Origin of the sequence: Pseudoalteromonas arctica (assembly GCF_012927645.1) — a bacterium.
Taxonomy (GTDB): Bacteria; Pseudomonadota; Gammaproteobacteria; order Enterobacterales; family Alteromonadaceae; genus Pseudoalteromonas; species Pseudoalteromonas arctica_A.
On record NZ_JABBMT010000033.1, the window covers coordinates 25,520 to 37,827 of the forward strand.

Here is a 12,308-nt window from a genome sequence, read left to right on the forward strand (position 1 = left end):
AACATGTCTGCTAAAAAACGCGGTTTAGGCCGAGGACTCGATGCTTTATTAAGCTCGTCAAAACCAGCACCGAGTGCCCGCACTGAACAACCCAACGTGAGTGAGCAGGATGTAATTGTTCAGCCAACCAGTAGTGAACTACAAAAGCTACCGATTGAGTTTTTACACTCAGGTAAATATCAGCCACGTAAAGACATGTCCGAAGAAGCGCTTGAAGAGCTAGCAAGCTCAATTCGATCGCAAGGAATTATTCAGCCAATTGTAGTTCGTCCAGTAGCAGAAAACAGTTATGAGATTATTGCTGGTGAACGTCGCTGGCGTGCTGCACAAATAGCTAAGCTAGACGTAGTACCATGTATCATTAAAAATGTGCCTGATGAAGCTGCTGTGGCCATCGCATTGATTGAAAATATTCAACGTGAAGATCTAAATGCCATGGAAGAAGCAGTTGCATTGCATCGTTTGTTAACTGAGTTTGAATTAACTCATCAACAAGTGGCCGATGCCGTAGGCAAATCACGCACGACGGTAACTAATTTGTTACGACTAAATAATCTTAATGATGATGTTAAAATATTGTTGGAACATGGTGATATTGAAATGGGTCATGCACGTTGTTTATTAGCCCTTGAAGGTGAAGCACAATCTGATGCTGCTCGACTGGCTGTAGCAAAGGCTTTAACTGTACGCGAAACAGAAAAATTAGTTCGTTCAATTATTGAACCCTCCCCTAAAAAAGAAATTTTAGAAAAAGATCCAGATGTCAAACAGTTAGAACAACAATTAGCCGAAAACTTGGGTGCTAAAGTTGAAATTAACTACAACAAAAAAGGCAAAGGAAACTTAGTTATTTCGTATACTAACTTAGCAGAGTTAGATGGAATTTTAAGCCGTATAAATGCAGAGAATTCCGAGCATTAATAAATATCATGTCCAAAAAGAGACATTCTTCGCAATTTTGCACCACAATACACCGACTCAAGTTGCAAAACTGGTAGGAATCAGTATAATTTCGCCAGTTTTCATGCCCTGACAATTAGATTGCCACTAAGGTTAACTAAACGTGATAAATAAGTTAGCGAGGCCATATCGGCTTGCCGCATTAAAATTAATATGTCTTCAGGGTGTTGTAGCATTAGTTGCTGCTGTGATCATTTTTGTTGGTTGGGGAGTAGATGCCAGTCTTTCAGCTATCGCTGGAGGCACTGTAGCGGTACTCCCTAATTTTGTATTTGTTATCTATGCATTCCGTTATATGGGTGCTAGTAAAGCAAAACAAGTGTTTGCCTCGTTTAAACGCGGCAACGGATTAAAATTTTTGCTAACAATCTTTTTGTTTGCGCTGATATTTAAACTGTATCCGGTAATCTTTTTGCCATTTTTTTGTAGTTTTATATTAGTGATGTTCGTTGGATTGTTTGCGCCAGTTTTTTTTAATCATTAACTTTTGGGATATAACATGGCTGCAGGTGAAGAGCTAACTCTAACGGGTTACATCAAGCACCACCTAACCAACGGTCAGGTGCGTCTATCCGACGACCCTAACAATTGGTGGATGGTACTTAATGTCGATACCCTCGCATGGTCTATCGGTTTAGGATTGATCTTTCTATGGATCTTCAAGCGCGCTGCAAATAAAGCAACGCTTGGTGTTCCTGGTAAATTTCAGTGCTTTATCGAGATGGTCGTAGAATTCGTTGACTCTAATGTGAAAGATACTTTTCACGGTAAAAGTAAACTAATTGCCCCTCTTGCTCTGACAATTTTTGTCTGGGTATTCTTGATGAACTTGATGGATTTAATACCTGTTGACTTCCTACCAACTGCTGCGGCATTGATTAGTGGTGAGTCTTGGGATGTTATTTCAAGCGGTCAATCGCATACTTATATGAAAGTAGTACCTACAACCGATCTTAACTTAACGTTAGCAATGGGTTTAGGTGTATTTGCACTTATCATCTTTTATTCGATTCGCGTTAAAGGTGTTATGGGTTTTGTTAAAGAACTTACATTACAACCGTTTAACGTTAAGAACCCTGTGGTTCAAGCACTATTTATTCCAGTAAACTTGTTACTAGAGCTAGTAACCTTGTTTGCTAAGCCAATCTCATTGGCACTACGTTTATTTGGTAACTTATACGCAGGTGAATTGATCTTCATTCTGATTGCAGCGATTGGCTTATTCCAATTACCACTGCACTTCGTATGGGCTGTGTTCCACATTCTCGTAATCGTATTGCAAGCATTTATCTTCATGATGCTAACAATTGTATACCTGAGCATGGCGTCAACTGATCATTAATCAGACGTCAGTTCAATAAAGATTTTTTTACTTAAACTTTAAACTTTGAAAATTAATCGGAGAAAACAATGGAAATCGTACTAGGTCTTAAATATATCGCTGTAGCGTTACTTATCGGTTTTGGTGCTTTAGGTACTGCTATCGGTTTTGGTAACTTAGGTGGTAAATTCCTTGAGTCTGCTGCTCGTCAACCTGAGCTTGCACCACAACTACAAGTTAAAATGTTCATCGTAGCGGGTCTTATCGATGCTATCGCGATGATCGGTGTAGGTATTGGTCTATACATGTTGTTCGCACTTTAATATTGAAAAAATACTTTATCCGCGATCAACTATTGACTAAGGAGGAGTGGTTGTGAGTTTAAACCTTACTCTACTCGGCGAATTAATAGCATTTATCGTTTTTGTTTGGTTCTGCATGAAGTTTGTGTGGCCACCACTTAACGGTGCTATTGAAGCTCGCCAGAAAAAAATTGAAGATGGTTTAGCGGCCTCTGATAAAGCTGAAAAAGATCTTGAACTTGCTCGTAAAAAAGCAACTGCAGAACTTAAAGAAGCTAAATCACAAGCTGCTGAAATCATCGAGCAAGCTAAGAAGCGTGCAACGCAAATCGTAGACGAAGAGACATCTCGTGGTCACGAGGAGCGCGAAAACATCATTGCTCAAGGTCATTCTGAAATTGAAGCCGAGCGTAACCGTGTTAAAGAAGAACTGCGTAAGCAAGTTGCTACTTTAGCGGTTATCGGCGCACAGAAGATTCTAGAGCGCGAAATCAATGAAGCCGCGCACAGCGACATTGTTGAAAAACTTGTAGCTGAGCTTTAATAGGAGGGTCTGAGCATGTCTGAATTGACTACAATCGCTCGCCCATACGCTAAAGCGGCCTTTGAATTTGCCGTTGAAAAAGGCGTAGTTGAGAGTTGGAATGATATGTTGTTTTTTGCTTCAGAAGTGGCGAAAAATGAACAAGTCGCTCAATTTTTAACTGGAAGCGCCTCTGCTGATAAGCAATCCGAAATTGTTATTTCTGTTTGTGCAGAGCAACTCAACGAATACGGTCAAAACCTTGTAAAGGTGATGGCTGAAAATGGACGTTTGACCGCCCTACCAGCTGTTGCACAATTGTTTTCTGCTTTTAAAGCAGATTACGATAAAGAGATTGATGTTGACATCACCTCTGCAACAACCCTTGCTGCAGCGCAGCAAGAAACACTGGTAGCGGCACTTGAAAAACGTTTCGCACGCAAAGTTAAGCTGAATTGTAGTGTTGACGAATCACTTGTTGGTGGCCTTATGATTAAGGCAGGAGACACAGTAATCGACGGCACTGTTCGCGGTAAATTAAACCGTTTAGCCACTACACTACAATCGTAATTGGGAAGAAGAGCATGCAACTTAATTCCACTGAAATTTCTGATCTGATCAAACAACGTATTGAGAAGTTCGAAGTTGTAAGTGAAGCTCGTAACGAAGGTACAATCGTATCTGTTACTGACGGTATCATTCGCATCCACGGTCTTGCTGACTGTATGCAAGGTGAAATGATTGAGCTTCCAGGCAACCGTTATGCTATCGCACTAAACCTTGAGCGTGACTCAATTGGTGCAGTAGTAATGGGTCCATACGCTGACCTTACAGAAGGCGTAAAAGTATACACAACTGGTCGTATCTTAGAAGTTCCTGTTGGTGCTGGTTTACTTGGTCGTGTTGTAAACACGCTAGGTGCACCTATCGACGGTAAAGGCGCTTTAGATAACGACGGTTTTGAACCTGTAGAAAAAATTGCACCGGGTGTAATCGAACGTAAATCAGTAGATGAGCCAGTACAAACTGGTTATAAATCTATCGATGCGATGATCCCAGTGGGTCGTGGTCAACGTGAACTTGTGATCGGTGACCGTCAAACAGGTAAAACTGCACTAGCAATCGATGCAATCATCAATCAAAAAGACACAGGCGTTAAGTGTGTGTACGTAGCGATTGGTCAAAAAGCATCTACTATTGCTAACGTAGTACGTAAATTAGAAGAGCACGGTGCATTAGCAAATACTATCGTAGTTGTAGCATCTGCTTCTGAGTCTGCGGCACTTCAGTACTTAGCACCGTTCGCGGGCTGTACTATGGGTGAATACTTCCGTGACCGTGGTGAAAACGCATTAATCGTATATGATGATTTATCTAAGCAAGCAGTTGCTTACCGTCAAATCTCATTGCTACTTAAGCGTCCACCAGGTCGTGAAGCATACCCAGGTGACGTATTCTATCTTCACTCTCGTCTTCTTGAGCGTGCATCGCGTGTAAACGCTGAGTACGTTGAAAAGTTCACCAATGGTGAAGTGAAAGGTAAAACAGGTTCATTGACGGCATTGCCAATCATTGAAACTCAAGGCGGCGACGTTTCTGCGTTCGTACCGACTAACGTTATCTCTATCACCGATGGTCAGATCTTCTTAGAAACTGACTTATTCAACTCAGGTATCCGTCCGGCAGTAAATGCTGGTATCTCGGTATCGCGTGTTGGTGGTGCTGCACAAACTAAAATCGTTAAGAAACTAGGTGGCGGTATTCGTCTAGCCCTAGCTCAGTATCGTGAATTAGCTGCATTCTCGCAGTTCGCGTCTGACCTTGATGATGCAACTCGTGCTCAACTTGAGCATGGTGAGCGTGTAACAGAGCTAATGAAGCAGAAACAGTACGCACCAATGTCTGTTGCTGAAATGTCTTTGTCGTTATTTGCAGCTGAGAAAGGTTACCTTCAAGATATCGAAATCGTTAAAATCATGGATTTCGAAGCTGGGTTACTTTCTTATGCAAACAGCACATACGCAGAGCTTATGGCTCAAATCAATGAAACTGGTAACTACAACGCCGAGATCGAAGCGCAGCTTAAAGAACTTCTAGAGAAGTTTAAATCTACGCAAACTTGGTAATTTAGTTATAAATGGTGCGCTTTAGTTCGCTAAAGCACACCTTGATTCGGAGAAAGAGTCATGGCCAGCGGAAAAGAGATTAAAAGCAAGATCGGGAGTATTAAAAATACTCAAAAGATCACTAGCGCTATGGAAATGGTTGCTGCGTCTAAAATGAAAAAGGCACAGGAACGAGTGGCTTCAAGCCGTCCGTACGCTGAAAATTTACGCAAAGTGATCGGTCATGTTGCTAATGCTAACCTTGAATATCGCCATCCATATATGGAAGAGCGTGAGGTCAAGCGCGTTGGTTATATCGTCATTTCTACCGACCGTGGTTTATGTGGTGGCTTAAACTCTAACGAGTTTAAGAAAGTATCTTTAGATATTAAAGCGTGGAAAGAAAAAGGTGTTTCTGCAGATTTCGCAGTTATGGGCTCAAAAGCCGGCACTTTCTTTAATCGTTTTGGTGGAACAGTACTTGCCAAAAAATCAGGGTTAGGCGATGCGCCTTCTATTACCGACGTAATTGGTCCGGTAAAAGTAATGCTAGAAGCATTCAATGAAGGCAAATTAGACCGCTTGTATGTGGTTTACAACAAGTTTGTAAATACCATGAAGCAAGAGCCAACAATCGATCAGTTGTTGCCTTTGCCAAAAGACGAAAGCAAAGAACTTGCACACCGTTGGGATTACATTTACGAACCAGATCCAAAAGCAATTTTGGATACATTAATGGTGCGTTTTGTGGAATCTCAAGTATACCAAGGTGTAGTTGAAAATGCTGCCTCTGAACAGGCCGCCCGTATGGTTGCAATGAAAGCTGCAACTGATAACGCCGGCGACCTTATGGATGAGTTACAGCTTGTTTATAACAAGGCTCGCCAAGCGGCAATCACACAAGAAATTAGTGAGATTTGTTCTGGTTCAGCAGCAGTTTAATGCTTCGGGCAAAGATTAACGAGAGGAATAGACATGAGTTTAGGTAAGGTCGTCCAAATTATCGGCGCCGTTGTGGATATTGAATTTTCACAAGACAGCGTGCCAGCCGTATATGACGCGTTAAAAATAACAGATGGCGATTTAGCAGGTTTGACTCTAGAAGTTCAACAACAGCTAGGTGGCGGTGTGGTACGTACTATCGCACTAGGTACTACTGACGGTTTACGCCGTGGTGCATTAGTATCAAACACAGGTGAAGCGATTCAAGTTCCAGTTGGTAAAGCAACGCTTGGTCGTATCATGAACGTACTTGGTGAGCCAATCGATGAAGCTGGTCCAATCGGCGAAGAAGACCGTATGTCTATTCACCGTGCAGCGCCTTCATACGAAGAGCAATCAAGTTCGGTAGAACTTTTAGAAACTGGTATCAAGGTAATCGACCTTGTATGTCCGTTCGCTAAGGGTGGTAAAGTTGGTTTATTCGGTGGTGCCGGTGTTGGTAAAACCGTAAACATGATGGAACTTATTCGTAACATCGCAATCGAGCACAGCGGCTACTCAGTATTCGCAGGTGTTGGTGAGCGTACTCGTGAGGGTAACGATTTCTACCATGAAATGAACGATTCAAACGTACTTGATAAAGTATCGCTTGTATACGGTCAGATGAACGAGCCTCCAGGTAACCGTTTGCGCGTAGCGTTAACAGGTCTTACTATGGCTGAAAAGTTCCGTGACGAAGGTCGTGACGTACTTTTCTTCGTAGATAACATCTACCGTTACACACTTGCTGGTACTGAAGTATCTGCACTTCTTGGTCGTATGCCATCAGCGGTAGGTTACCAGCCTACACTTGCTGAAGAAATGGGGGTACTGCAAGAGCGTATCGCATCTACTAAGACGGGTTCAATCACTTCAATCCAAGCGGTATACGTACCTGCGGATGATTTAACGGATCCATCTCCAGCAACAACGTTTGCTCACTTAGATGCAACAGTAGTACTTTCGCGTGATATTGCGTCACTTGGTATCTACCCAGCGGTAGACCCTCTTGATTCATCTTCACGTCAACTTGATCCATTAGTAATTGGTCAAGAGCACTACGATACAGCACGTGGCGTTCAGACAGTTCTTCAGCGTTACAAAGAACTTAAAGACATCATTGCAATCCTAGGTATGGACGAGCTTTCTGACGAAGATAAGCAACTTGTATCTCGTGCACGTAAAATCCAACGTTTCCTATCTCAGCCATTCTTCGTGGCAGAGGTTTTCACAGGATCGCCGGGTAAATACGTGTCACTTAAAGACACAATTGCTGGCTTCAAAGGCATCTTAAACGGTGAATTTGATGATATGCCAGAGCAAGCGTTCTACATGGTTGGCTCTATCGAAGAAGCTCAAGAAAAAGCCAAAAACATGTAATTAGGAGGGTAGTATGGCAGCTATGACTGTACATCTTGACGTAGTAAGCGCAGAGCAGAAGTTATTCTCTGGTCTGGTTGAATCGATTCAAGTAAGCGGTAGTGAAGGTGAACTAGGTGTAAACCCAGGACATGCGCCACTATTGACTGCCCTTAAACCTGGTATGGTACGTTTAGTAAAGCAATTTGGTCACGAAGATGTAATGTATGTTGCTGGTGGTACTCTAGAAGTGCAACCAAACATAGTGATTATTTTGGCCGATGTAGCGGTTCGTGGTGAAGACCTTGACGAACAAGCAACAGAAGCAGCTAAACGTGAAGCTGAAGCGCAAATGGCGAATTCTTCAGCCGCTGAATTAGATTATCAACAAGCAGCAGTACAACTTGCAGAAGCAATTGCACAGCTACGCGTTATTCAGCAATTACGTAAAAAGTAAGCCTATCTGGTTTTCAAAAAGCCCACTTTATGTGGGCTTTTTTGTGCCTTTTATTATTGATAATACAATGAAAAACTAAATATATGACTGCGTTGTCATCATATGAAACAGGCGATGTAAATTAATTTAACTTGCATTAACAGTTAATAACCTATGTTTTTACTTATATCCTCCATCAATCCCCGTTACAATATGGCAATAATAAAGCTATTTGTAGTTTCAGCTTAGATTCAGTGTGCGGTGTTAGTTTACACGCTGAGTATGTGCACATGATGTGACTTACGTAATCTTTTTTGAATTTACACGCGCTTACTCATTTCGATAAAACAACGAAAAAAGGATATTGTTTTAATGTCACTTACTACTGTTATTCTTGCTGCGGGTAAAGGTACTCGTATGCGCTCTGCTCTACCTAAAGTTCTGCACAAAGTTGCAGGTAAACCAATGGTACAGCATGTTATTGATAATGCGATGGCATTAGGTGCAACAACCACTAACTTAGTTTATGGTCATGGCGGCGAATTATTACAACAACAACTTGCCGATAATAACGTAAACTGGGTGCTGCAAGCCGAACAGCTTGGTACTGGCCATGCAGTGGCACAAGCAAACCCACATATTAATGATGAAGACACTGTATTGGTTTTATACGGTGACGTACCACTGACAAAGCAATCAACCCTTGAGCGTTTATTGGCTGTTACACCTAAAAACGGCTTAGCCGTGCTTACTGTTAATTTAGCTAACCCTAATGGTTATGGCCGTATGTTACGTGTTGATGGCAAGCTAGTGGGTATTGTTGAGCAAAAAGATGCAAGCGCAGAGCAATTACTTATTAACGAAGTAAACACTGGCATCATGGCTGTAAATGGTAAACTGCTGAAAAGCTTGTTAGGCAACTTATCTAACGAAAACGCGCAAGGTGAATACTACCTCACAGATATAGTCGCCATGGCGCACAGTGAAGGTGTTGAGATCAGCTCAGCACAACCAGATCACCCAATGGAAGTTGAAGGCGCAAATAACCGCGTACAACTTGCAGGCCTTGAGCGTGCTTATCAAGCATGGCAAGCCGAACAGTTAATGCTTAATGGTGCAACGCTTGCCGATCCTGCTCGCATTGATGTACGTGGCGAAGTGACAACTGGTGAAGATGTACTAATTGATGTGAACGTTATCTTTGAAGGTAAAGTGACAATTGGTAATAACGTTGAAATTGGCCCTAACTGTGTACTTAAAAATTGTACTATTGGCGATAATGTAATTATTAAAGCCAATACCTTAATTGAGGATGCTAGCGTAGCCGATAAGTGTACTTTAGGTCCTTATGCTCGCCTGCGCCCAGGTGCCATTATGGAAGAAGACTCGCACATTGGTAACTTTGTAGAGATGAAAAAAACCCGTTTAGGCAAAGGCTCTAAAGCAAATCATCTTTCTTACTTAGGCGATGCGGAAATTGGTGAAAAAGTTAATATTGGTGCAGGCACTATTACCTGTAACTATGATGGTGTGAATAAATCAAAAACTATTATTGGTGATAATTCATTTATTGGCTCTAATTCATCATTAGTTGCTCCAGTTAATATTGGCGCAACGGCTACCATTGGTGCGGGTTCTGTGATCACTAGCACCGTTGAAGATGAACAACTAGCAATCGCGCGTTCAAAACAGCGAAACCTAGATGGTTGGAAACGGCCTGTTAAAAAGTAACTAAGTTTGTTCAATTTAAAAAATGCCATATTGTTGTCATTCCTATGTGTTGATCTTTAATCAATTACAATTCTAAGGAAATAACAATGTTACGAAGAACAATACTTGCGCTATCAATCCTATCGGTACTCACAGGCTGCTCTATTGATGGAGACGATGGGGTTAACGGTGTGCAAGGTGAAGCTGGTGCACAAGGAACTCTAGGAATTAATGGTACGGACGGCATAGATGGTATAGACGGGAATGATGGCGTAGATGCAAATTCAAGCCTTAATATAAATCTAGTTGGCCGTGCGGTACTCAATGCACAAAGCCCTGAAGGGGCTGCTGAAATTGTGGCGTATCAAAAATCAAAAAAGTGGATATACGCAATTAACAGTTCAGGTAATGCCGCTGTGGTCAATATTATTCCAGCTGACACCTTTGATACCGCAGCACTGGTTAAAAACAACAAAGGCATTGTAACGTCAACAAACTTAACTACTGCAATTGCTCTTTCTCTAAACGAAAATACTCCTGGAGATGCAAATAGCATCGCCATTGATTCTAATAATGAGTTACTTGCAGTCGCTATGGCAGCAAAGAACATTGGAGAAATGGGCAAAATAGCGTTTTACGACATTAGTGGGGATAGTCCTGAGTTTATTAAAAACGTTACAGCAGGTTTTTTACCTGACATGGTTACATTTAGCCACGATGGTGCAAAAGTAGTTGTTGCAAATGAAGGTGAACCAAGCGGTGACTACAGTATTGATCCAGAAGGTTCAATTAGTATCATCAATGTCGTAAATGGTGTAATAGAAGATACAGCTACCAGTATTGGCTTTGCCTCTTATAACAACCAGCAAGCAGAACTTGAAGCAAAAGGTTTGGTATTTGTAAATCCAACAGGGCGCACTATAAATGGCAACTTAATAAATACCACTGTAGCAATGGATCTAGAGCCTGAATATGTAAGCATTTCTAAAGACAATAAATACGCTTATGTATCGATTCAAGAAAATAATGGTCTTGCAATTATTAACCTTGAAAATAATTCCCTTGAGCTAAAAGGGTTGGGTTTTAAAGATTGGTCAAACTTACAATTTGACGCTTCAGACAAAGACGGTGGTGTTAACTTTAAATCATACCCTGGTTTATATGGCATGTATCAGCCAGATACAATTGCAAGTTTTAGCTGGAAAGAAGCCAACTTTATTGTATCTGCCAATGAGGGTGATGCACGCGAATACTTTTTTGATGCCAGCGATGAAGCTGATTGTATAGCCAAGGGTGGCCTTGATTATGACGCTAAAGATGGGTGTTTGGCATATATAGATGAAAGCCGAGTAGAAGATCTAACTCTCGCAGCCAATTTCGATTACTTAAATAACGATGATAACGACATTGGCCGTCTAAAAGTTACAACAGTAAAAGGTGATAAAAATAACGATGGCCAATACGAATCACTTTATGCCTATGGCGCACGCTCATTTACTATTTGGGATAGCAATGGGCTGGTGGTGTTTGACTCAGGCGATCAAATTGCACGAGTAACCGCTTCTGTTCATGGCAATGCATTCAATAATAACGAAGATGAAAACAAAGGCGATACACGCTCAGATGATAAAGGTGCAGAACCTGAAGCGCTAACATTAGGTAAGGTTGGCGATAGGCTATTTGCCTTTGTTGGCTTAGAGCGTATGGGCACAATAATAGTGTTTGATATAACCAACCCTTACGATGTGAAATTTCAAGATTACTTCTATAATCGTGGTTTAGAACCAAGTGCAGATATAAGTGGCGACCTTGCTCCTGAAGGAATGACATTTGTTCCTGCAGCGCAAAGTGCAACAAACGAAGCACTGCTCATAGTAGGTAATGAAATCTCAGGCTCAATTGCCGTATGGGAAATAGCAACTCAGTAATTAATAAAGTGTTATGTAAAAGCGATTAGCAGTTATCTATAAATCGCTTTTACTTCCTCCCCCTCTTGCAATCATGCCTTGTGTGAATGAATTTTAATCAAAAACAGCTCTACAGTCCTTTGTTTGTATGGTTATTGTACTAAATTGGAATTAATTTAATAAAACTGAAATAAAGCATTGACCCTCTCCAGAATATCCCTATAATGCGCATCCACTGACCCGGCAGGCAGCAATGAAAAGCGCTAAACAAACGGTAAGTAAGTCGAGTAAAACTTAGCTTTCAAATCTTTTAGAAGAAACTGAAAATTAAGTGTTGACAAAAAAATAGGAAGGCGTAATATACGCAGCCCTAGCGAGATAAAGTTTAACGCTTTAATCGCAACGTTCTTTAACAATATAAAGCAATCATCTGTGTGGGCACTCGTGCAGATTGAGTTCTAACAGCCAAGCTTAGTTTACTAAGTTAGGCAAACAAATTTAGAGTCTCAATTGAAACTGAGTGACCAACAGCAATAACTACTTAGGTAGGAATTGCAGCACAGTCAATTCAATATCAAAAGATATTAAATAAATTCAGAATTCATTGAGCTGTCGAAAGACATAAAACTTTTTAATTGAAGAGTTTGATCATGGCTCAGATTGAACGCTGGCGGCAGGCCTAACACATGCAAGTCGAGCGGTAA

General features: G+C 41.3%; 12 protein-coding genes and 1 rRNA gene. All 13 read left to right on the forward strand.

Annotated elements, in window-relative coordinates:
• Positions 1–3: 3 nt before the first annotated feature.
• Positions 4–921 (forward strand): ParB/RepB/Spo0J family partition protein, encoded by a 918-nt coding sequence (locus HHO47_RS15980; protein ID WP_169021201.1) that lies wholly within the window; start codon positions 4–6, stop codon positions 919–921.
• Between the two features lie 142 nt (positions 922–1,063).
• Positions 1,064–1,444, forward strand: coding sequence for an ATP synthase subunit I (locus tag HHO47_RS15985; RefSeq protein ID WP_169021202.1), 381 nt, complete (start codon positions 1,064–1,066; stop codon positions 1,442–1,444).
• A gap of 15 nt (positions 1,445–1,459) precedes the next feature.
• On the forward strand, positions 1,460–2,302 hold the full coding sequence (gene atpB / locus HHO47_RS15990) for a F0F1 ATP synthase subunit A (RefSeq protein ID WP_145241691.1): 843 nt from the start codon (positions 1,460–1,462) through the stop codon (positions 2,300–2,302).
• Between the two features lie 68 nt (positions 2,303–2,370).
• On the forward strand, positions 2,371–2,604 hold the full coding sequence (atpE, locus tag HHO47_RS15995) for a F0F1 ATP synthase subunit C (protein ID WP_009838908.1): 234 nt from the start codon (positions 2,371–2,373) through the stop codon (positions 2,602–2,604).
• A 52-nt stretch (positions 2,605–2,656) separates the two neighbouring features.
• Entirely contained in the window at positions 2,657–3,127 is a 471-nt protein-coding gene (atpF, locus tag HHO47_RS16000; RefSeq protein WP_169021203.1) for a F0F1 ATP synthase subunit B, read from the forward strand.
• A 15-nt stretch (positions 3,128–3,142) separates the two neighbouring features.
• The gene (gene atpH / locus HHO47_RS16005) at positions 3,143–3,676 is read left to right on the forward strand and encodes a F0F1 ATP synthase subunit delta (protein WP_169021204.1); all 534 of its coding nucleotides are present in this window, start codon (positions 3,143–3,145) and stop codon (positions 3,674–3,676) included.
• Positions 3,677–3,690: 14 nt separating this feature from the next.
• The gene (atpA, locus tag HHO47_RS16010) at positions 3,691–5,232 is read left to right on the forward strand and encodes a F0F1 ATP synthase subunit alpha (RefSeq protein ID WP_145241685.1); all 1,542 of its coding nucleotides are present in this window, start codon (positions 3,691–3,693) and stop codon (positions 5,230–5,232) included.
• Between the two features lie 60 nt (positions 5,233–5,292).
• Entirely contained in the window at positions 5,293–6,153 is an 861-nt protein-coding gene (gene atpG, locus HHO47_RS16015) for a F0F1 ATP synthase subunit gamma (protein ID WP_145241683.1), read from the forward strand.
• A 33-nt stretch (positions 6,154–6,186) separates the two neighbouring features.
• Entirely contained in the window at positions 6,187–7,572 is a 1,386-nt protein-coding gene (atpD, locus tag HHO47_RS16020; RefSeq protein ID WP_145241681.1) for a F0F1 ATP synthase subunit beta, read from the forward strand.
• Positions 7,573–7,585: 13 nt separating this feature from the next.
• A complete protein-coding gene (locus HHO47_RS16025; protein WP_169021205.1) occupies positions 7,586–8,008 on the forward strand; it encodes a F0F1 ATP synthase subunit epsilon in 423 nt (140 codons plus the stop codon).
• A gap of 351 nt (positions 8,009–8,359) precedes the next feature.
• Complete coding sequence (glmU, locus tag HHO47_RS16030; RefSeq protein WP_169021206.1) at positions 8,360–9,718, forward strand: bifunctional UDP-N-acetylglucosamine diphosphorylase/glucosamine-1-phosphate N-acetyltransferase GlmU; 1,359 nt, start codon at positions 8,360–8,362, stop codon at positions 9,716–9,718.
• An 86-nt stretch (positions 9,719–9,804) separates the two neighbouring features.
• The gene (locus HHO47_RS16035) at positions 9,805–11,625 is read left to right on the forward strand and encodes a choice-of-anchor I family protein (RefSeq protein WP_169021207.1); all 1,821 of its coding nucleotides are present in this window, start codon (positions 9,805–9,807) and stop codon (positions 11,623–11,625) included.
• A 611-nt stretch (positions 11,626–12,236) separates the two neighbouring features.
• Positions 12,237–12,308, forward strand: a 16S ribosomal RNA gene (locus HHO47_RS16040); the annotation flags it as partial.

What these genes read in the sequence shown, in the direction of transcription:
- HHO47_RS15980 (WP_169021201.1), top strand. Translation starts at nt 4, where the DNA reads ATGTCTGCTAAAAAACGCGGTTTAGGCCGAGGACTCGATGCTTTATTA.
- atpB (WP_145241691.1), top strand. Translation starts at nt 1,460, where the DNA reads ATGGCTGCAGGTGAAGAGCTAACTCTAACGGGTTACATCAAGCACCAC.
- atpE (WP_009838908.1), top strand. Translation starts at nt 2,371, where the DNA reads ATGGAAATCGTACTAGGTCTTAAATATATCGCTGTAGCGTTACTTATC.
- atpH (WP_169021204.1), top strand. Translation starts at nt 3,143, where the DNA reads ATGTCTGAATTGACTACAATCGCTCGCCCATACGCTAAAGCGGCCTTT.
- atpA (WP_145241685.1), top strand. Translation starts at nt 3,691, where the DNA reads ATGCAACTTAATTCCACTGAAATTTCTGATCTGATCAAACAACGTATT.
- atpG (WP_145241683.1), top strand. Translation starts at nt 5,293, where the DNA reads ATGGCCAGCGGAAAAGAGATTAAAAGCAAGATCGGGAGTATTAAAAAT.
- atpD (WP_145241681.1), top strand. Translation starts at nt 6,187, where the DNA reads ATGAGTTTAGGTAAGGTCGTCCAAATTATCGGCGCCGTTGTGGATATT.
- HHO47_RS16025 (WP_169021205.1), top strand. Translation starts at nt 7,586, where the DNA reads ATGGCAGCTATGACTGTACATCTTGACGTAGTAAGCGCAGAGCAGAAG.
- glmU (WP_169021206.1), top strand. Translation starts at nt 8,360, where the DNA reads ATGTCACTTACTACTGTTATTCTTGCTGCGGGTAAAGGTACTCGTATG.
- HHO47_RS16035 (WP_169021207.1), top strand. Translation starts at nt 9,805, where the DNA reads ATGTTACGAAGAACAATACTTGCGCTATCAATCCTATCGGTACTCACA.